2 protein-coding genes (1 of these 2 only partly in view) are annotated in these 22,217 nt (G+C 75.4%); both read left to right on the top strand.

All coding sequences use genetic code 11. The features are described 5' to 3' along the window. Nucleotides 1-12,921, top strand: partial view of an amino acid adenylation domain-containing protein gene (locus ACZ5GP_RS00370; protein ID WP_468748613.1) — the 3' portion only. The gene continues 10,305 nt to the left of window position 1, outside the view; 12,921 of the gene's 23,226 nt are visible here — the last part of the coding sequence; its start codon lies beyond the left edge, outside the window; the stop codon is at nt 12,919-12,921. Then, nucleotides 12,918-22,217, top strand: coding sequence for an SDR family NAD(P)-dependent oxidoreductase (locus tag ACZ5GP_RS00365; protein ID WP_468748612.1), 9,300 nt, complete (start codon nt 12,918-12,920; stop codon nt 22,215-22,217). The genes ACZ5GP_RS00370 and ACZ5GP_RS00365 overlap by 4 nt, the downstream gene beginning before the upstream one ends.

The raw sequence follows: 22,217 nt of genomic DNA, 5'->3' as shown, positions 1-22,217 counted from the left end.
CCCGTCGCGCTCCCGCCCGGCCGCTCGCGTGACATCCGGGTGGCGGTCGCGCCCTCCGGCGCCTTCGAGATCACGGGCGAGCGTCCGCACGCGAGAGGCCGCCTGGTGTTCGGCCAGGACGGCACCGGGCAGGACGCGGCGCCCGCGCCGATCGATCCGGCCGCCGTACGCGCCCGGTGCGGCGAGCGCAGGACCCGCCAGGACTGCTACGCCTACTTCGCGGACCTCGGCTTCCGGTACGGTCCCGCCTTCCAGGTCATCGAGGAACTGGCCCTCGGCGACGGCGAGGCCCTGGCACGGCTGCGCCGTCCCGAGGTCGGTGACCACCGCTTCCACCCCTCGCTGCTCGACGGGTCCCTGCAGGCCGCGGGCCACCTGGTGCGGGGCACGACGGCACACCTGCCGTACTCGATCGGTTCCGTACGCCTCTTCGGCGAGCTGCCCGCCGACTGCCTCGCCCATGTCGTCGCGGTGGAGGGCAGGACCGACGCCCAGGTCTTCGACATCAGCCTGACCGCGCCCGACGGCACGGTCGTCGCGCGGGTCGAGCGGTTCACCCTGCGGGCCGTGCCGGACGCCGGGCGCGACCTGCCCGGGGCCGCCGGGCGCGGCGTACTCGCCTTCGAGCCGTACTGGCAGGAAGCACCGGCCACCACCGCGCAGGCCGAGCCGGCCGGGCCGCTGGCCGTCATCGACGCCGGCGACGGCCGCGCCGAGGCGCTGCGCGACGAACTCGCCGTGCTCGCACCGCGGCTGGACGTCGTGATCGGCGCCCGCTCGGGCGCCTCGCACCTCGTGCACCTCACCGCAGGCGGGTCCGGCGGCGGCCTCGACGACGCGCTGCGCGCCGGTTTCCACACCGCCCTCGACGTGTGCCGGACCCGGATCGCGGAGCACGAAGGGCCGCTGCGCTACCTGTTCGTCCACGAGGACCGGGCCGGGGCCGCAGGGGCGGCGCACGCCGCGCACGCCGCGCTTGACGGGGTTGCCCGCTGCATCGGCCAGGAACACCCGGACATCCGGATGAGCGTGCTCACACACACCGGCGCGCCCTCCGCCCGCGAGCTCGCCGAGCTGGTGCTCGCCGAACTCCCGGACGACGCGCCGGAGGTACGCCACGACGGGCACCGCAGGCTCGTGCGCGCCTGGCGCGAGAGCACGCTCCCCGAGACGGGCGACGCGGCCTCACCCCTGGCGGCGAACGGGGCGCACCTCGTCACGGGCGGCACGGGAAAGCTCGGCATGCTGGTCGCGGAGCGGATCGCCCGGCACCCGGGCGCCGGAGTCGTCCTCATCGGCCGGTCCGACCCGGCCGAGCCGCTGCCCGAGGGCTGGCTGCACGTCCGGGCCGACGTGAGTGTGCGCGAGGACGTCGAGCGGGCGGTGGCCGAGGCCAGGCGCCGGTTCGGCCGGATCGCCGGCGTGGTGCACGCGGCCGGTGCGCTCCGTGACGGGCTCGTCCTCCACAAGAGCCGTGCGGACGCCGACGCGGTGCTCGCGCCCAAGGTGCGCGGCCTGGTCCACCTCGACGAGGCGACTCGCGCGGACGCCCCCGACTACTTCGTGGCGTTCGGCTCGACGGCCGCGGTCTTCGGCAACGTCGGCCAGACCGATTACGCGTACGCCAACAGCTTCCTCGACCACTACCTGGAGCGGCGCCCCGGCGGCGGCCTCACCGTCGACTGGTCGCTGTGGCGCGACGGCGGCATGTCCCTCGGCGCCGACGCGCGCGAGGCCATGCGCCGCGAGTTCGGCATGGAGCCGCTGCCTGCGCAGGCATCGCTGGACGCCCTGGAGGCCGCCCTGCGCGGCGGCGCCTCCCGCCTCCTGCTGACCGCGGGCGACCGCGCGCGGATCGGCGAGGCGCTGCGCGGCACCGCGCGGCCGCGGCGGACGGCGGCCGAGCGCCCCCGGGCCGAGGACACGGACAGCGGCGACCTGCGCGCGCCCATGGTCACCTACCTCCGCGAACTCCTCGCCGAAGAGCTGAAGATGGCCCTGGAGGATGTCGCCGAGGACGAGGCCTTCGACCACTACGGGGTCGACTCGCTCCTCGTCCTGAGTCTCACGCGGTCACTGGAGGAACGTTTCGGGCCGCTCTCCAAGACGCTGTTCTTCGAGTACCTGACCATCGGTGAACTGGCCGACTTCCTGGTCGCCCACCACCCGGCCGAGGCGCGCGCCTTCCTCGCGCCCGCCGCCAACGGCGCCGCGCCCGCCGGGGACGGCGCCTCGGAAACGGCCCTCACCCCCGCGCCGGCCCCGCACGCCGCCCCGCCCGCGCCGCTGCCCCCAGGGGACGACGACGACATCGTGATCGTCGGTGTGGCGGGCCGTTACCCCGGGGCCGACGACCTCGGGCAGTTCTGGCGCAACCTGCGGGAGGGCAGGGACTGCGTGGCGGAGGTCCCCGCGGACCGGTGGGACCACGACCGGTTCTACGACCCCGACCGCGCCACTCCCGGCAAGACGTACGCCAAGTGGGGCGGCTGGCTCTCCGACGTCGCCTCCTTCGACCCGATGTTCTTCCGCATGTCCCAGGTGGAGGCGGAACACATCGACCCGCAGGAGCGGATCTTCCTCCAGACGGTGTGGCACCTCCTGGAGGACGCGGGCACCTCGCGCGCCGCCCTCTCGAAGGTCCGCACCGGCGTCTTCGTCGGCCTGATGTACGGCCACTACCAGCTCTACGGCGTCGACGAGGCGCTGCGCGGCACCGGGGCGGCCACCTCGTCCTCGTACGCGTCGGTGGCCAACCGCGTCTCGTACTTCTTCGACTTCGACGGCCCGAGCATCGCCCTGGACACCATGTGCTCGTCCTCGCTCACCGCCCTGCACCTCGCCTGCCGGGCGATCAGGGACGGCGACTGCGACGTCGCCGTGGCGGGCGGGGTCAACGTCTCCAGCCACCCGCTCAAATACCTCCAGCTCGCCAAGGGCGGGTTCCTCTCCACCGACGGCCGCTGCCGCAGCTTCGGCGAGGGCGGCGACGGCTATGTGCCCGCCGAGGGCTCGGGAGCCGTGCTGCTCAAGCGCCGCTCGGCGGCCGAGGCCGACGGCGACCGCGTCCTCGCCGTGGTCAGGTCGACGGCCGTCAACCACGGCGGGGCGGGCAAGGGCTTCAGCGTGCCCAACCCCAAGGCGCAGGGCGTGCTGATCGGCGAGGCACTCGACCGGGCGGGCCGCACCCCGGCGGAGCTCGACTACCTGGAGGCGCACGGCACCGGCACCTCGCTCGGCGACCCGGTGGAGATCACCGGCCTGGTCCGCGCCTTCCAGGGGCACGACCTGACGGGCGTACGCATCCCCATCGGCTCGGTGAAGTCCAACATCGGGCACGCCGAGTCGGCCGCGGGCATGGCCGCGCTCACCAAGGTGCTGCTGCAACTGCGCCACCAGGAACTCGTCCCCTCCCTGCACGCCGAACGCCTCAACCCGCACCTCGACCTGGACGCCACCCCCTTCCGCCTCCAGCGCGAGCGGGCGCCCTGGACGCCGCGCGTCGACGCCGCGGGCCGCCCCCTGCCCCGTACCGCCGGCATCAGCGCGTTCGGCGCGGGCGGCGGCAACGCCCACGTGATCCTGGAGGAGTACGTGTCCCCGACGCAGCCGCCCGCGCAGGAGCCGCCGTACGTGTGTGTGCTCTCCGCGCGGGACGCCGAGCGGCTCGGCGAACACATCACGCGCACGGCCGAGTTCCTGCGCGGCGAGGGGCGGGACACCCACCCGGCCGCGATCGCCGCGACGCTGCGCACCCGAGAGCCGATGGCGCACCGCCTCGCCGTGGTCTTCGACGGCGTGGACGACCTCGCGGACGCCCTGGAGGGACACCTCGCGGGGGCGGACTCACCGCGCGTCATGACCGGCACCGCGAGCCGCTCGGCCGCACCGGCCACCGGCCACAGCGCGCCCGAGCTCGCCGCGGCCTGGGTGCGCGGCGCCCACGTCGACTGGCCCGGCGGCGGACCCCGCGTCTCCCTGCCCGGCTACCCCTTCGCCCGGGAGCGCTGCTGGCTGCCCGCCGCCGACGCCGTGCGCCGGCCGCCGGTCGCCGAACCCCGCGGCGAGGTGGTCCTCTCCACCGAGACGCCGGTCATCGCCGGACACCGCGTCCAGAGCCGCGCGCTGCTGCCCGCCCTCGCCTACCCCGACCTCATCGCCAAGGTCCTCCGCGACCACGGGTACGCCGTGGAACGGCTGACGGTGCGCGACCTCACCGCGCTGCGCCCGCTCGACGTGACCGACGGGCCCGTGACGGCCGAGATCCGCTGCGCCCCGGCCGGCGAGGGCCGCTGGCAGGTCACGGTGGCCGACGGCGAGCCCTACGCCACCGCCGAGGTGGTCCTCACCGACGCCCCCGCCTTCCGCGACCGGCTCGACGGCCATCCGCTCGGCACACCGACCCCGCTCGCCGAGACCTACGACAGGGACAGCGGCAACGGCCAGCACTACAGCGGTGCCGCGCGCGCCGAGGGCACCGTCCGCGCCGATCAGGAGCGGTTGACCGCGGAACTGCGGGCTCCCGGCGGCGACTTCCTGATCCACCCCGCCCTGCTGCTGGCCGGCGCGGTCGCGGCCGGATCGCTGCTCGACACCGACGGCCAGGCGTTCCTGCCGCTGCACATCGGCTCCTTCCGCACGGCGGGGCCGCTGACCGGGGCCTGCACGGCGCGGGTGCGGCGTGCCTCGGTGAGCCGCAGGGGCGAGGTCGCCCGGTTCTCCGTGGACTTCTTCGACCCCCAGGGGCGACAGGTGGCGGAGTTGACCGAGCTGTCCAGCAAGGCCGTGTCAGGGGCGTCCACCCCGGCCCGGCCCGCCGCTCCCGCCCCGGCCGCCGCGCCCGGCGCGGGCCACGTCGAGGACTTCCTGCGGCGGCTGCTCGCCGAACGCCTCGGCACGGACGCGCGGTCGGTGCCCGTGACCGCCGGCTACTACGAACTCGGGCTGGAGTCCGCGCAGGTGCTCGGCCTGGTCGAGGCCGTGCGGGAGGTGGTGGGGCAGGATCTGGAACCCACGCTGCTCTTCGAGTACACCACCGTGCGCGACCTGGCCGCCCACCTCGCGGCACGCTTCCCCGACGCCTTCGGGGACGCCGCCGGGAACCCCGTCGGACCCGCCGCCCGGAGCACGGCCGCCGACACCGGACCCGGCACAGGCGCGGAGGCCGGTACAGGCCCAGAGACCGGCACAAGCCCCGAGACCGGCACCGGCACCGGCCTCGCCCGGGTCCGGCAGGACGCCGTCATCCCGCCCGCACCCGCGCCCGCCGCCCTCCCGGCCCAGGAACTCGACCGCCTGATCGCCCGCCAGGTGCTGCTCCGCCTGTGCGCGACCGGGCTCTTCACCGACGCCCGCACCGAGTCCGTGGACGGGATCGCGCGGCACCTCGGCGTCGTCGACAAGTACCGGCGCTGGCTCGACGAGGCCGCCCGGCTGCTGACCGCCACCGGTCTGACGCGACGGCACGGCGACGTCCTGGAACTCGCCGAGGAACGGCCCCCGGCACACGACACCGCGTGGACGGCCGTGCGCGAGCGCTTCGCGACCGACCCCTACTGGGACGCACAGCTCTCCCTCGTCCAGGAGTGCGTGGAACGCCTCCCCGAGATCCTGTCCGGCGCGCTGCCCGCGACCGACGTGCTCTTCCCCGGCGGCTCCATGGCCAGGCTCACCGCGGTCTACCAGGGCAACGCCGTCGCCGACCGGCTCAACGACGTGGTGGCCGAGGTCACCGCCACGGCGGTGCGCGAACGCCTCGCGCGGGACCCCTCGGCCACCGTCCGCGTCGCCGAGGTCGGCGCGGGCACCGGAGGCACCACCGCCGCCGTCCTGCCCCGCCTCGACCCGTACGCCGACCACGTGGAGTACTGGTACACCGACCTCTCCCCGGCCTTCCTCGACCAGGCCGAACGCCGCTTCGGACCCGGCAGGGACCATCTGCGCTACGGCCGTTGGGACGTCACCGCGCCCGGCGCCGGCGAACGGCTCACCGGCGGCGACTGCGACGTCATCGTGGCGACCAACGTGCTCCACGCCACCCGCGACATCCGCGCCGTCCTGCGCAACCTCGCGGCGGCCCTGCGCCCCGGCGGCGTCCTCGTCGTCAACGAGGTCACCCGCAAGTCCGCCGTCCTCACCCTCACCTTCGGCCTCCTCGACGGCTGGTGGCTCTACGACGACGAGGACGTACGGCTCCCCGGCGCACCGCTCCTCTCCGCACCCCGCTGGCAGGAGGTGCTGCGCGACACCGGCTACGGCGAGGTGTGGCGGCCGGTCGCCGAACCGGACGCCTTCGGCGAGGTCTTCGTCGCCCAGCGCGGCCGGGGCGAGGTGGCACCGCCCGAGGGCACGCGGCTGCTCGTACGGCGGTGGGAGCCCGCTCCGGCCCTCGCGGGCCGCACGCCGACCGCCGTGGCCGTCCTCGGGGCGGGGCCGCACGCCGCCCGGCTCGCCGACGCCCTGCCCGGCGCCCGCCTGATCGCCTCCGCGGCCGACGTGCACGACCGCTTCGACGCGCTGGTCGACCTCGGCGGGCTCGGCCTCGACGACTGGCTGCCGGTGCTCCAGCGCATGGCCGGACGCGAGGCGCTGCTGCTCGGCGTCGGCCGGGGCGACGCCCGCGCCGGGCTGTACCGGATGCTGCAGAGCGAGTACGGGCGCGTCCGCTCCCGCTACCTGGAGGCCGACCCCGCGGACGCGGACCTGGCGGACCTCGTGGCGCGCGAACTGGCCGAAGGCGGCGACGACACCGAGGTCACCTACCGCCGGGGAACCCGGCAGCGGGCCGTCCTCGAAGCGCTGCCCGCCGCCATGGGCGCCCCGGTCGGCTTCCCCGCGCACGAGCCACTGCTCATCACCGGCGGCACCCGCGGCATCGGCCTCGCCCTCGCCGGGCACGCGGTCGCGGAGTGGGGCGCGAGGACCCTCGTCCTCGCCGGGCGCGAGCAGCTGCCGCCGCGAGCGGAGTGGGAACGGCACGGCACGGACACCGCGCTCGGCCGCAAGCTCGACGGGCTGCGCGCCCTGGAGCGCGACGGGGTCCGCCTGAAGGTCCTCTCGCTGCCGCTGGGCGAGGACGCGAACGCCGTCCGCACCGCCTTGGACGAGATCCGCGCGGAGTTCGGACCGATCGGCGGGGTGCTGCACGCCGCCGGACTCGTGGACCGGGACAACCTCGCCTTCGTACGCAAGCCGGTCGAGGCCGTGCGCGCGGTGCTCGCCCCCAAGACGGCCGGAGTCGACGCCCTTCTCGACGCGCTGGCCGGTGACCCGCTGCGGTTCTGCGTGCTGTTCTCCTCGGTCGCCTCGATGGTCCCCGCCGCGGCCGTGGGACAGAGCGACTACGCGATGGCCAACGCCCACCTGGACGCCGTCGCCCGCCGCGCGCCCCACGGGCTGCCCGTGGTGAGCGTGGCCTGGCCGAGCTGGCGGGGCGTCGGCATGGGCGGTGAACGCCCCGGACCCGGCTACCGGGCCACCGGTCTCGGCGAACTCTCCGAGGCGCAGGGGCTGCGGCTGCTCGACCACGTGCTGTCCACCGGGGCCGGCCCCGTCGTCCTGCCCGCGATCGTCGCCCCGGAGTGGACGCCGCGGGAACTGCGGGTCCGCGCGGCCAAGACACCGGCCCCCGCGGCCGTGTCCATCGCGCACGGCACGGCGCACACGGCCGGTGGTACGGACGCCGCCGCCGAGCAGGCCGAGGCGTGGCTGATCGGCCTGCTGGCCGACGAACTCGGCTTCGACCGGGCCCGCCTCGCCGCCGACGTGCCGATCTCCGACTACGGCACCGACTCGATCATGATGGTCCAGATCCTGCGCAAGGTCGGCGCCGAACTGGACGTCGACCTCGACCCCTCGGTCCTCGTGGACCACCCCACCGTGGAGTCCTTCGTCGGCTGGCTCACCGCCCACCACGGGCAGGCCCTCGCCGCGACCTTCGGCGACACGGAACCCGAGGCCGCCGTCGACCCGGCACCCGCGGCCTTCGGCGGCACGACACCCGCGGCCGCCCAGGACCGCTCCCCGGTCACCGTCACCGTGCCCGCGGAGAACCACCGGGCGTCCGCCGACACCCCGTACGACATCGCCGTGGTCGGCATGTCCGGCCGCTTCCCCGGCGCCCCCGACCTCGACGCCTACTGGCGGCTGCTCAGCGAGGGCCGTTCGGCGATCGCCCCCGTGCCCGCGGGGCGCTGGGGGAGCGCGACCGGGTACACCGCGGGCCTGCTCGACCTCGACGGGTTCGACCCCGGCCACTTCCACCTCTCCGACGCCGATGCCGCCGCCATGGACCCGCAGGCGCTGCTACTCCTCGAAGAGACGCTGTTCGCGCTCTGCGACGCGGGCTACGCCCCCGACGAGCTGAAGGGCCGCGACATCGGCGTGTACGTGGGCGGGCGCACCCGGCACGCCCCGGACGAGGCCACCCTCGCCCGCAGCCGCAACCCCGTGGTCGCCGTCGGCCAGAACTACCTGGCCGCCAACCTGTCGCACCACTTCGACCTGCGCGGCCCCAGCACGGTGGTGGACACCGCCTGCTCCTCCGCGCTCGTGGCCCTGCACCACGCCGCCCAGGCGCTGCGCTCCGGCGACATCGAGGCCGCCGTGGTCGCCGGCATCACGCTGCTGCCCGACGCCGGCGGCCACCGGCTGTTCGACCGGCGGGGGCTGCTCAACACCGGCACGGAGTTCCACGTCTTCGACCGGCGGGCCCACGGCTTCACGCCCGCCGAGGGCGTCGGCGTCCTCCTGCTCAAGCCGCTCGCCGCGGCCGAGGCGGCCGGCGACCGCGTGCACGCGGTGCTCAAGGCGGTGGCCGTCAACAACGACGGCAGGACCGCGGGCCCCGCCACCCCCAACCCGGGCGCCCAGCGCGGCGTCATGGCCCGCGCCCTCGCGAAGTCCGGGGTCGCCGCCGACGACGTCACGTACATCGAGACCAACGCGGCGGGCTCCCAGATCCCGGACCTGATCGAGCTGAAGGCCATCGCGGCCGTCTACCGCGACGGTTCCGACACGCCCTGCTCGCTCGGCTCGGTCAAGCCCAACATCGGCCACCCGCAGTGCGCGGAGGGCATCGCCGGGGTCATCAAGACCGTCCTGATGCTCCGCAACCGCGCCATCGTGCCCTTCCTCAGCGGGCAGCAGCCCCTGGAGCACTTCGACCTCGCCGCGACGCCCCTGCGCTTCGAGCGCACGCTCGTCCCCTGGCCCGACGCCCCGCTCGTCGCCGCCGTCTCCAGCTTCGCCGACGGCGGCACCAACGCCCACGCCGTCCTGGCCGGCCGGGAGGCGACGGGGACCGGGCGCCGCGAGCCGCTGGAGCGCCCCCGCCTCAGGCGGCGCCGCCTGCCTGCCGCCGGCCCCGAGCGCTTCGCGATCATCGGCATGGCCGGGCACTACCCCGGCGCGGAAGACCTCGCCGCGTTCTGGACGAACCTCAAGGACGGCAGGGACAGCGTCCGCGAGGTGCCCGCGCGGCGCTGGACGCCGGGGGAGGGGGACGGCTCGCGCTGGGGCGGCTTCCTCGACGACGTAGGCCGCTTCGACGCCGACTTCTTCAGGATCTCCCGCCCCGAGGCGGAGATCACCGACCCGCAGGAACGCTGGTTCCTGCGCACCTGCTGGGAGGCGATCGAGGACTCCGGTTACACCCCCGCCGGACTCGCCGAGCCCAAGGGCCCCGACCGGCGGCGCGCGGTCGGCGTGTTCGCCGGCGCCATGCACAAGGACTACACGCTGGTCGCCGCCGAGGCGGACGCACCCGTGCCGCTCAGCCTCAACCAGGGGCAGATCGCCAACCGCGTCTCCTTCGTCTGCGACTTCCACGGCCCGAGCATGACGGTGGACACCCTGTGCTCGTCCTCCCTCACCGCGGTGCACCTCGCCGTGGAGTCACTGCGTCGCGGCGAATGCGAGGTCGCCCTCGCGGGCGGCGTCAACCTCTCCCTGCACCCCGGCAAGTACCGCACCTACGGCGCCGTCGGCATGCACTCCTCCGACGGCCGCTGCCGCTCCTTCGGCGAGGGCGGGGACGGCTACGTGTCCGCCGAGGGCGTCGGCGCGGTCGTCATCAAACCGCTCGCCGCCGCCGAGGCCGACGGCGACCACATCTACGCCGTCATCGCCGGGACCGCCGTCAACCACGTCGGCTCCGTGAGCGGGTTCAGCGTGCCGAGCCCCGTCGGGCAGGCCGCCGTCATCTCCGCGGCGTTCGACGCGGCGGGCGTCGACGCCCGCTCCATCGGCTACCTGGAGGCGCACGGCACCGGCACCTCCCTGGGCGACCCCATCGAGATCCGCGGCCTGACCACCGCCTTCGGCCGGCACACCCAGGACCGCGGTTTCTGCGCCCTCGGCTCGGTCAAGTCCAACATCGGGCACGCGGAGTCCGCCGCCGGTGTCGCGGGCCTCACCAAGGCAGTGCTGCAGCTGCACCACCGCACCCTGGTGCCCTCCCTGCACGCGGACACCGTGAACCCGTTGCTCGGCCTCGACGAGACACCCTTCAGGCTCCAGCGCGCCACCGAGGCGTGGCCCGCGCCGCCCGAAGGGCCGCGCCGCGCGGGCCTCAGCTCCTTCGGGGCCACCGGAGCGGGTGCGCACATCGTCCTCGAGGAGTACGTGTCCCTCGCCGACGCCGTGCCGTCCCGCACCCCCGAAGGACCCGTCCCCGTACCGCTGTCGGCACGCACCGAGGAGCAGTTGCGGCAGCTCGCCGCGCGGCTGCGGGACGCGCTCACCGGTGACCCGGCCGGTCACCCGCTGCGCGACATCGCGTACACCCTCCAGGTCGGCCGGGCCGAGTGGCCCGTGCGCGCCGTCTTCGTGGTGCGTTCCACGGACGAACTGGCCCGCCAGCTCGGCGAATTCGCAAATCACGGGGTGCGTCCGGTGCTCGGCGACGGTGAACCGCACGAGGTCGCGCGACGGTGGGCGGACGGTGCCACGGTGGACTGGAACGCCCGCTACGGCGAGGACCGGCCGCGCCGGGTGGCGCTGCCGACGTATCCGTTCGCGGGGGAGTGGCACTGGGTTCCGACGGGCGGGGCCGCCGCCGACGCCCGGACCGTGGAGGCACCCGTCGAGGCGCCCGTCGTGCCGCCGAACGGGCTGCTGAGCGTGGTGCGCTGGACGGAGGCGCCCGTCGCTCCCGCCGCGGGGCCCGCGCCCCGCAGGGTCCTGATCGCCGCCGACGATCCTGGGACCGGGCTCGCGGGGGCACTGGCCGCGCACTACCGGCGCGGCGGCGCCATCGAGGTGACCGAGCAGCCGCTCGACGACCCCTTCGCCCTGACGGGGACGGCACCAGACCGGGTCCTCCTCGTCAGCGGCCCCGGCCAGGGCGCCGGCGGCCCCTCGGCCGGGCCCGAACTCGCCCTGCTGCGGCTGGTCAAGGCCGTCCAGCGGCTCGACGGCGCACGCACGGACCTCTGCGTCGTCACCCAGGACACCCAGTCGGTCGCCGGTGAGCCGAGCGCCGCGCACGGCGCGGGCCTGGCCGGTCTCGCCTACTTCGTGGCGCGTGACTCCGGCCGCTTCGCCGTACGCAACCTCGACGTGGCCGGCGCCGACCTGCGCACGCCCGAGGGCCGTGCCGCGGTGGCCACCCTGGTGGCCGGCGAACCCGCCTCCCCCGCCGCCGACCTGGTGGCACTGCGCGGCGGGCGGCGCCACCGGCAGCAGACCGGGCCGGTGCCCCCGGCCGAGGCCGCCGCACCGGGACTGCCCGGCATCCGGCCCGGCGGCACCTACGTGGTGGTCGGCGGCAGCGGCTTCGTCGGACGCGTCGTCAGCCGCCACCTCATCGACCGCTACGACGCCAAGGTGGTCTGCGTCGGACGCCGCCCGCAGAGCGACCCCGCGGTGCGCGAGGCGCTCTACGGCGACCGCGTCGGCTACGTGCAGGGCGACGTCACCGACCCGCGCCAGGCACGACGGGCGATCACCGAGGCCAAGGGGCTGCTCGGCGAGATCCACGGCGTGCTGTTCGCGGGCGCCACCCGCATCACCGGGGCGCCGGGCGCCCTCGCGGACCTCGGCGAGGCGGAGTTCCGCGCCCACTACGAGATCAAGGCGGCGGGCGCGCGGAACGTGTACGAGGCCGTGGCGGACGAACCGCTCGACTTCCTCTGCTACTTCTCCTCGGCCCAGGCCTTCTCCTTCGGCGGCGCGGGCACTCACGCCGCCTACGCGGCCGGCATCACCTCGGCCGACGCCTTCGCCAGGGCCGTCGCCCCGGGCGCCGGCTTCCCGGTCGGCATCGTCAACTGGGGAGCCTGGCGCGCCTCGTTCGGCGAGGCCGCGCGGGACTATCCGACGCTCGGCTTCCTGGACGACGACGAGGGGGCCGCCTGCTTCGACACGGCGGTGCGGCTGCTGCGGGCGGGCCGCCACCGGCAGGTCATCGGGATGCGGGCCCCGGCGCCGGCCGCGGCTCGGGGTGCGGAGCGAAGCGGGGCCGCCGTCGGGCGGCGACCGAGCGCTCCCGCCGCCCGCGACCGGCGCCCGGAGCTGCGGGGCCTGCTCGTGGCACGCCTCGCGAGGACGCTGCGGGTGCCGAAGGAGGACCTGTCGCCCTCGACGGCCTTCGCCGACCTCGGGGTCGACTCGATCACCGGATCCACCTTCGTCGCGGCCATCGCCGAGGAACTGGGCATCGAGATCAACGCGGCAGCCCTGTACGAGTTCTCCTCCGTGGAGCGGCTGGCCGACCACCTGAACGACCTGCTGGCCCCGGCACCCCAGGAACCACCGGCGCCCCAGGAACCACCGGCACCATCAGCGACACCGGAACCGCCGGCGACCGCGCCGGACGACCTGATCGTGAAGTTGGAGGCACGGTTCGCGGCAGGAGAGCTGTCCGCCGCGGAAGTGCTCGACCTGCTCGACGCAGAGCTGGCCACGAGGGAGCAACGATGAGCAGCGCTAACTTCCGCGACATCCTCGACGGATACGTCAAGGGCGCGGTCGGCGCGGAGCAGGCACGCGGTCTCCTCGACGCGCGCCGCCAGGACCAGGGCGAGGCCCAGGACCGGGACCGGGACCGGCACCAGGAGCGGGGCCGGGCGCCGGAGGCCACGGCCGACGCGACCGACCGCCCCGACCGTTCGCGGATGCTGGACATCGCCGTGGTCGGCATGGCCGGGCAGTTCCCGGGAGCGTCGGACGTACGCGCGTTCTGGCGCAACCTCACCGAGGGCCGCGTCGGCTACGGCGAGCTGCCCGACCACTACCTCGCCCCCGACGACCCGGCGGGCTACCGCTGGGGCGGCGCCCTCGCCGAACGCGACCACTTCGACGCGGAGTTCTTCGGCATCCGGGCGCACGAGGCCGATCTGATGAGCCACAACCAGCGGCTGCTGCTCCAGGAGAGCTGGCACGCTCTGGAGGACGCCGCGATCGACCCGACGTCCCTCGCCGGCTCCCGTACGGGCCTGTTCATCGGCGCCGAGCCGACCGGCTACCCGCACGAGTCGTTCACCGGCGCCTCCGACGCCCTGGTGGCCTCCCGACTCTCGTACTTCCTCGACCTGCGCGGCGCCGCCCTCGTGGTCAACACGGCCTGCTCCTCCTCCCTGGCCGCCGTGCACCTGGCCTGCCAGAGCCTGCGGTCGGGCGAGTCGTCCCTGGCGCTGGCCGGCGGCGTGAACGCGGGTCTGGACGCGCGCGGCCTCGACCTGCTCGTCGAGAGCGGCGCGATGTCACCGAGCGGCGAGTGCCGCACCTTCGACGCCGACGCCAACGGCACCGTCTACTCCGAGGCGGTGGCCGTCCTCGTACTGAAGCGGCTCTCCGACGCGGTGGCCGACGGCGACCACGTCCACGGGGTCATCCGGGCCACCGGCATGAACCAGGACGGCGCGAGCAACGGCATCACGGCCCCGAACGGCGCCGCCCAGGAGGAACTGGTCCTCGACGTGTACCGCCGCTTCGGCATCCCCGCGGAGCGCGTCGGATACGTCGAGGCGCACGGCACCGGCACCGCGCTCGGCGATCCGGTGGAGGCCAACGCGCTGGTACGGGCGTTCCGGCGGCTCACCGGTGAGCGCGGGTTCGCCGCCCTCGGCAGCGCCAAGGCGCACATCGGCCACACGGGCGCCCCCGCCGGGGTCGTCGGCATGATCAAGGTCCTGCTCTCGATGCGGTACGGGCGACTGGTCGGCATGCCGACGCTGCGTGACCTCAACCCGCTGATCGACCTCGCGGACTCCGCGTTCGTCGCCGACGCGGCGGCCGGCCCGTGGCAGCGCCCCGGCGGCCTCCCGCTGATGGCCGCGGTGAACTCCTTCGGCCACAGCGGGACCAACGCGCATGTCGTCGTCGAGCAGTACGTGCCCGCGCCCGTCGCGGGGCAGGGGCCTGGCGAGGACATGTCGCCGCAGGTCGTGCCGTTGTCGGCGCGTACACCCGAGCGGCTGCGCGCGTACGCGGAGAACCTCGCCGAGTACCTTGCGGACGCCACCACCTCCGCCGTTGCCGTCGCCGGTCCGTCCGCCCCGCGTGCGGTGGAGCCGGCGCGGGTGTGCGCCGTGGTGGCCGACGTCCTGGGCGTGGCCGCCGAGGAGATCGACCCGGAAGAGCCCCTCGACTCCTACGGGGTGCGGCCCGAGCAGTTCGGCCGCATCGGCGAGGCACTGGACGCCGCGTTCGGCGGCCACATCGACGGCGACGCCCTGCACGAGGGCAGCACGGCGGCCGAACTGGCGCGCCTGGTCGACACGGGCCGGCACACCGCCCGGGACGACCGCCCCGAGGGCACGCCGCCCTCACTGGCCGATGTGGCGCGCACCTTGCAGCTCGGACGCGCGGAACTGGCGTCGCGGGCGGCGCTCGTCGTACGGGACCTGGACGAACTCGTCACCGCCCTGCGCGCGCTGGCCGAGGGCGCCGAACTGCCCGACAACTGCTGGCTGGGCGAGGGCGACGGGCGTTCCGACGTCGCCCGGTTGTTCGCCGACGACGAGCTGCGCGAGGCCGTGGGCAAGTGGCTCGAACGCGGCAAGCTGACCCGCGCCGCCGAACTGTGGGTGCGCGGCGGCGCCGTGGACTGGGCCGTACTGCATCGGAACGGCACGCCGACGAGGATCTCCCTGCCCGGTTACCCCTTCGCCGAGACCCGCCACGGCATTCCCGTGACCCCGGTGGTTCCCGCTCCCCGTCCCGCTCCTGCGCCCGCTGCCGTGTCCGTGGCCGCTCCGGTGGCTGTCGCGGCGGCGCCGGTGGAGGAGCCGGTGCCCGCCGGGCGGACGGAGTGGCGTCCCGAGCGGCTGGCGGAGGCGGTGGAGCAGCGGATCGCCCTGATGGCCACGGAGTTGCTGGGCGGCACGGAGGGCGACGGCGAGATCGACCCGGGCGAGCAGCTCGACCGCTACGGCATCGACTCCGTCACCCGCACCCGCCTGAACCAGCTCCTGAGCGAGGCGTTCCCGGCCGCCTCCCGCACCCTGTTCTTCGAGTTCGCCAAGGTCGAGGGCGTTGCCGGGCACCTCGTCGAGCGGTTCCCGGACGCTTGCAGGGCGTTCCTGGGGTGGAGCGGGGAGTCGGCGCCCGCGGAAGCGGCGAGCGGGACCGGGCCCGTATCGGCTTCCGGCTCGGGCGAAGCCGACGCGCCCGCGCCCGCGCCGGTCGAGTGCGAGGAGGTCACCGCCGCTGCCCCGGCGGAGGACGCCGACGCCCACGCCGACGCTGCCGCCGACACCGACACCGACACCGACACCGACACCGACACCGACACCGACACCGACACCGACACCGACACCGGCACCGACGCCGCGACGGCCGTCGATCTCGGCCTCGACGACTTCGACGGTGCCATCGCCGTGATCGGCATGAGCGGCACCTTCCCCGACGCCCCCGACCGGGACAGCTTCTGGCAGCTGCTCATGGAGGGCAGGAGCGCCGTCACCGAGATACCCGGGCGCCGCTGGGACTGGCGCGAGCACTACGACCCGCGGCCTGAGGGCGCCGACGTGGTGCGCAAGAGCCACTCCAAGTGGGGCGCCTTCCTCGACGGGTTCGACGCGTTCGACCCCGCTCTGTTCGGCTTCACCGAGCAGGAGGCCCGCAACACCGACCCACAGGTGCGCCTCTTCCTCCAGGAGTGCTGGAAGGCCCTGGAGGACGCGGGCCATGCCCCGTCGAAACTCCCCGCCGACGTCCGTGGCCGCATCGGCGTCTTCGCGGGCGGCGCCAAGCACGGCTTCACGCAGCTCGGCGCCGAGGGGCGCCTGGAGATGCCCCGCACGTCGTTCGGCGACATGGTCAACAGGGTCTCGTTCCAGTTCGACCTCGGCGGCCCCAGCAAGGCCGTGGACACCGCCTGCTCCTCGGCCCACGTGGCCCTGCACGAGGCGGTCGAGAGCCTCCGCTCCGGCCGCTGCGACCTGGCGCTCGCCGGGGCGGTGAACCTCTACCTGCACCCGTCCACGTACGTCGAACTCGCCACGGTGGGGCTGCTGTCCGACCGGGACGACTGCGCGTCCTTCGGCGCCCAGGCCGCCGGGATCGTCCCCGGCGAGGGCGTCGGCGTGGTGCTGCTCAAGCCGCTCCGCCAGGCGCTGCGCGACGGCGACCCGGTGCACGCGGTCATCCGCGGCAGCGCCGTCAACCACAACGGCCGCACCATCGGTTTCACCAGCCCCAGCTCCCAGCGGCAGGCCGAGGTGATCCGTGCGGCGCTGCGCGACGCCCGCGTGGACCCGCGCACCGTCGCCTACGTGGAGGCCACGGCGAACGGCTCCGAGATCGGCGACGCCGTCGAGATGACCTCCCTCACCCAGGTCTTCGAGGACCGGCAGGACGCGCGCGGGCCGTACCGCATCGGCTCGCTGAAGCCCAACATCGGCCACGGTGAGGCGTCCGCCGGCATGGCGCAGCTCTTCAAGGTCGTCCTCGCGCTGCGGCACCGCACGCTGCCGCCGACCCGGCTGCCCGACGAGTACAACCCGGCCATCGACATCGACCGGCTCCCCTTCGAACTGTCCGGCACCCCCGTGCCCTGGGAGCAGGTCACGGTCGACGGGGTCCCCGTACCGCGCCGCGCCGGGATCACCGGCCTCGGCGGGGGCGGCACCAACGCGCACGTCGTCCTGGAAGAGGCTCCCGAACCGGCCCGCCGCCCCCGGCCCGCCGGGCGCGGTCCCGTCCTGTTCGTCCTCTCGGCACACACGCGGGAACGCCTCGACGCCTACGCCGACCTCTGGCTCGACTTCCTCGGGCAGCGGCCAGCGGCCGCCCTGGCCGACATCGCGTACACCCTCCAGGTCGGCCGCACGGACCTGACCCATCGTGTCGCCGTCATCGCCTCCGGCGCCGAGGAACTGCGCGGGCACCTGACCCGGTGGCGCCGGGGCCGCCCCGGCGATGCGGTGTTCTCGGCCACGGCCGCCCGGGTGGACGCGTCCGGGCTCGACGCCGCCCTGCGCGAACGGGACCTCGCCCGGGTGGCGGACCTGTGGGTGCGCGGCGCGGTCGTCGACTGGGCCGCACTCCACGCGGACGCAGGCGCGGACACGGACGGCGACGCGGCCGCAAACGGGGGCGGCAAGCCCGTACGGGTGCCGGGGCTGCCGACGTATCCGTTCGAGCACAGGATCTGCTGGGTCGACGAGCCCGCCCCCGCCGCCCAGGAGCACACCCCCGCCCCCGCCGCCGACGCCGAACACCCCTTCGTCACCTCCCGCGTCCAACTGGCCGACGGCAGCACCGTGTTCAGCGGAGAGGTGTCGCTCACCACGCACCCGTGGATCGCGGACCACGCGGTCTCCGGCACGGTGCTCTTCCCCGGTACCGGCTTCGTCGAGATGGCGCTGCACGCCGGCCGGACGCTGGACTGCGGGCGCCTTGAGGAACTCACCCTCGAGGCCCCGCTCACCCTCACGGAACAGGAACCGGGCGGCGTCCGTCTCCAGCTCGTGGTGGGGGCGCCCGACGCCACGGGCGGCCGGCACGTGGAGGTGCACTCGCGGCCTCGCACCGACGACGGGGCGGCACAGCAGCAGCCATGGACGCGGCACGCCGCCGGACTGCTCGCCGCGGACGACACCGAGGCCGGAACCTCGGACGACACCGAGGCGGGATTCGCGGGTCAGGCGTGGCCGCCGGCCGGCGCCGAGCCGATGCCGGTGGACGACTACTACCAGGTGATGGCCGACGCCGGGTACGCCTACGGGCCCGCGTTCCGCGGGCTGCGCGCGGTCTGGCGGCGCGGCGACGAGGTCTTCGCCGAAGCCACGCTCGACGACGCCCCCGACGCGGCCCGCTACGGCCTGCACCCCGCGCTGCTCGACTCCGCCCTGCACGCCATGGGCTTCGGCGGCTTCGTCCGGGACGGCGGCGGCCTGCTGCCCTTCTCCTGGACCGGCATGCGGTTGTTCGCGGGCGGCGCGGCCTCGGTACGGGTGCGGCTCACCGGCGCCGGTACCGACGCGGTCTCGGCCGCGGTCGCCGACACCGCGGGCAGGCCGCTCGCCGTACTGGACTCGCTGGTGCTGCGCCCGTTCAACGGTGCCTCTCCCGAGCCCCAGCCCGTACGAGCCGCCGCCCTGCCCGACGAACTGCTCCGCCTAGAGTGGACGCCGCTCACGCCGGCCGACGCCGCCGACGGCGCCTTGGCCGTGGCGGGACCGGACGACCTCGGGCTCCGCGAGGCCCTGCGGGACGCGGGCGTCGACGTGGCGGACGAGGCGGAGAACTCGCTGCTCTCCCTGGGCGCCGGACCGGCGGCCGACCTCGCGGCCGGGATGACGGCCGCCACCGCGCGCGCCCTCGACCTCGTGCGGACCTGGCTGAACGACGAGAGCCGGGCCACGGGACGCCTCGTCGTCGCGACCCGGCGTGCCGTCTCCACCCACGTCGGCGAGGACGTCGAGGACCTGGCACACGCCCCGGTGTGGGGCCTGCTGCGGGCCGCCCAGGCGGAGAACCCCGAGCGGCTGCTCCTGGTCGACGTGGACGGTGACGAGACGTCCGCCGCCGCGCTGCCCGCCGCGGTCGCGTCGGCCGTCGCCGCCGGTGAGTCCCAGCTCGCCCTGCGCGCGGGCCGGGCCCTGGTGCCCCGCCTCGTCCCGCTCGGCTCGGACGGCACGCTCGTACCGCCGGGCGACGGCACCGCGTGGCGCCTGGACACCAGCGGCGCCGGCACGTTGGAGAACCTCGCCCTGCTGCCCTGGCCCGCGGCCGACGCCCCGCTCGGCCCCGGCCAGGTGCGGATCGAGGTGCGCGCGGCCGGCCTCAACTTCCGTGACGTGCTCGGCGCGCTCGGCATGTACCCCGGCGAGCTGACGCTCGGCGCGGAGGGCGCCGGAATCGTCCTCGACGTGGGCGCCGACGTGCGTCACCTCGCCGTCGGCGACCGCGTGATGGGTCTCTTCCCCAGCGGCCTCGGCCCGGTCTGCGTGGCCGACGCGCACACGGTCGTGACGATGCCCGACGGCTGGTCCTACGAACAGGCCGCGGCCGTCCCCGTGGCGTTCGCCACCGCCTACTACGGCCTGGTCGACATGGGGGGCCTCAGCTCCGGCGAGTCGGTGCTCGTGCACGCCGCCGCGGGCGGCGTCGGCATGGCCGCCGTGCAGCTCGCCCGCCATCTGGGCGCGGAGGTCTTCGCCACCGCGAGCGAGGGCAAGTGGGACGCCGTACGCGCCCTCGGCGTACCCGAGGACCACCTCGCCTCCTCGCGCGACCTCGGCTTCGAGGAACACTTCCGCACCGTCACCGGAGGGCGGGGCGTGGACGTCGTACTCGACTCGCTCGCCCGCGAGTTCGTCGACGCCTCACTGCGGCTGCTGCCGCGCGGCGGGCGGTTCGTGGAGATGGGCAAGACCGACATCCGGGACGCGGCACAGGTCGCGACCGAGCACTTCGCCGTGCGCTACCGGGCGTTCGACATCGTCGACGCCGGGCCGCGCCGCATCGGGGAGATCCTCGCCGAGATCGTCGGCCTCTTCGAACGGGGCGTCCTGACCCACCTGCCCCGGCGCGCCTGGGATCTGCGGCGGGCGCCCGAGGCCTTCCGGTTCATGAGTCAGGCCCGGCACGTCGGCAAGATCGTGCTGACCGTGCCGCGCCGCCCGGACCCCGCCCGCACCGTCCTGATCACCGGCGGTACGGGCACCCTGGGCGGCATGCTCGCCCGGCACCTGGTGACCGAGCGCGGCGCCCGGCACCTGCTGCTGCTCGGCCGGCGCGGCCCCGACGCGCCCGGAGCGGCCGAGCTGGCCGCCGAACTCCGGGCCGAGGGCGCGCAGGTGTCCGTCGTGGCCTGCGACGTCGCCGACCGGCAGCGGCTCGCGGAGGTGCTCGCCGCCATCCCCGCCGAGCATCCGCTCGGCACCGTCGTGCACACCGCGGGGGACCTCGACGACGGGGTCTTCGACGCGCTGACCCCCCAGCGGCTCACCCGGGTCCTGCGGCCCAAGGCCGAAGGTGCCCTGAACCTCCACGAGCTGACCCGGGAGAGCGACCTCGCCGAGTTCGTGATGTTCTCCGGCGCGGCCGGCGTCCTCGGCAACCCCGGGCAGTCCAACTACGCGGCCGCCAGCTCGTTCCTGGACGCCCTCGCCCAGCACCGCAGGGCGACGGGGCTGCCGGGCACCTCACTGGCCTGGGGGTACTGGGAGCAGGCCACGGGCCTCACGAAGCACCTGAGCGAGGGTGACACGGGCAGGATGGCCCGCGGCGGGCTGCTGCCCCTGCCCTCCGCGGATGGTCTCGCCCTGTTCGACCTGGCCCGGGGCGCGGACGAACCCCTCCAGGTCCCCATGCGGCTCGACCTCGCGGCGCTGCGCGCGCAGGCGGAGTCAGGGGAGGGCCACCCGCTCCACCGCGCCCTGCTGCGGGACGCGCCGCGGACGGCCGCGGTCACCGCCGACCGGCCGGACAGGGGCGTCGACGGGCTCGCCGGTCTCGCCCCCGACGAACAGCTCACGCTGCTCCTCCAGCTGGTGTGCGAGATGGTCGGCTCGGTCCTGGTGACCGACCCGGCCACCATCGGCCCCGACACCGGCTTCGTCGAACTGGGCCTGGACTCCCTGACCGCGGTGGAACTGCGCAACCGCCTCAACCGCGTGACGGGCCTGCGCCTGCCCGTGACCCTCGTCTTCGACCACCCGGCACCGGGACCCCTGGCGGCGTATCTGCGCCGTCGCCTGACGGCCGGGAGTAAGGGCGGCAACCGGCCCAAGCCGACGGGTGAGGCCGCGACCGGGGCGACGGCCGGGGCCGTGGCCGGGGTGACGGCTGAGGCCGTGGCCGGGGTGACGGCCGAAGCGACGGCCCAGGCACAGGCGGTGGCCGAGCCGGCACCCACCTCGGCACCAACACCCACCTCGGCACCCGCACCCGCGTCGGCACCCGCCTCCGCCTCCGCACCGGCCTTCGCCCCCGCCTTCGCACCCGCGCCGCCATCGGCCGAGCCTGCGGCGACGACCCCAGCCCCGATCTCCGTCCACGAACCGGAGCCCGCGGCGACGGCCCCGGCCCCTGACTCCACCCCCGCCCAGGCCCCCGCCCCCGGGCCGGACCCTGCGGCGACGCCCCCCGCCCCCGCCCCGACCCCCCTCACCGACCACCCCCTCCTCGCCTCCGCCGGTCTGGAAGACCTCGGCGCCGTGCTCGACTTCGGCTGCCGGGACGCCGCCTCGCTCGTCGGGCTCGCCGTCGAGCACCCCGCGCTCATCGTGCACGGCGCGACGTGCGACAAGGAGCTCGCCGACCGGGCCCAGCGGGACATCGGCCGGCGCGGTCTCGACGGCCGGGTCGGGCTGTTCCACCGGAGCGGGCCGCTGGACCCCTTCCTCGGCCAGTACGACCTGGCGTACGGCATCGACGCCGGCTACCGCGTGCAGGACAAGCAGGCGCTCCTCGCCCGGCTCGACGCGGCCGTCGTGGACGGCGGCCGACTCCTCCTGGCCGACTACCTGTGCACGCTCAGCGGTGACCTGGTCGACCCCGGCGCCGGGATCAGCGTCCCCACCGCCGCCACCTGGGCCGAGGTCTTCGCGCACAACCGCTTCGTGGTCGAGGAGACGCACCCCGACGACTCCGCGGCGAACACCCCCGACCCCGACCTGGCGGAGCCGCTGCGGCGCGGCTGGATCGCACGCCGCCTCTTCCACCTGCGCAAGGCGGCCTCCGGCAGCACGGAGGACCGTCTGCGGACCAACCGGGCACACCTGGCCGAGACCACCGCGCCGCCGCGCGCCCCGCGGAGCTGA

The organism is Streptomyces sp. NPDC031466 (genome assembly GCF_055581265.1).
This window is presented reverse-complemented; position numbering and strand designations above follow the sequence as displayed.

Bases quoted from the DNA above. Each gene is read 5' to 3' on its own strand.
- ACZ5GP_RS00365 (WP_468748612.1), top strand. From the start codon at position 12,918: ATGAGCAGCGCTAACTTCCGCGACATCCTCGACGGATACGTCAAGGGC.